Annotated in this window: 1 protein-coding gene; it reads right to left on the bottom strand. The window is 61.3% G+C overall.

The features are described from left to right. Positions 1-617, bottom strand: a 617-nt coding sequence (locus E4631_RS25700) for a recombinase family protein (protein ID WP_133656706.1), incomplete at its 3' end; no start/stop codon positions are given. Positions 618-679 lie beyond the last annotated feature (62 nt).

Here is a 679-nt window from a genome sequence, read left to right as displayed (position 1 = left end):
GAGAAGGCCCCTCCCCTCCTAGCGGTAAAGCCGAGCGCGTTTAACTCCCCCGCAATGCGCTCACAACTCAGTCCCTGCGCCCGCCGGGCCAAAATCAGCGCGGTAGCTTGCCGAATCCCCCCATGCTCGCGCGCATTCCGCTGCCGAGCCTCTAATCCTAACTGCCGCGCATCCTCCGTCAGGTTGGCCGGCGTGCCGAGTTGCGCGCCCCTAGCCTTCTTAGCTTTGAGCGCATCCTTGGTGCGCTGGGAGATGGTCTCGCGTTCGTGTTGAGCGATGACGGCAAACAGCCCCACGGTAAGCGTATTGGCGTCGGGCATGTCGCAGCACGCAAACTGCACCCCCGAGTCACGCAGAGCCAGAATAAACCCGGCATTGCGACTCAGCCGGTCGAGCTTGGCAATGAGCAGCACCCCACCCGCCGCCCGGGCCGCCGAGATAGCCGCCAGCAGCTGGGGTCGTTGGTTCTTCTTGCCACTCTCGACTTCCACGTACTCCCCCACTGGGGTATCGCCTTTTAAGAAATTGACCACCACGGCCCGTTGCGCCTCCAGGCCCAACCCAGAGTTGCCCTGCTTTTGGGTAGAGACGCGGTAGTAGGCGAAGTAGGCGGGCACGGGGGTAAAAAGGGGTAGTTTCAGGCGAAATTAAGCAAAAAGACATTACTTAAACGGTCGTT

Source organism: Hymenobacter sp. UV11 (genome assembly GCF_004684095.1).
In the GTDB taxonomy this organism is placed as follows: domain Bacteria; phylum Bacteroidota; class Bacteroidia; order Cytophagales; family Hymenobacteraceae; genus Hymenobacter.
The sequence above is the reverse complement of the archived record's forward strand: the minus strand, read 5'-3'. Positions and strand labels throughout refer to the sequence as shown.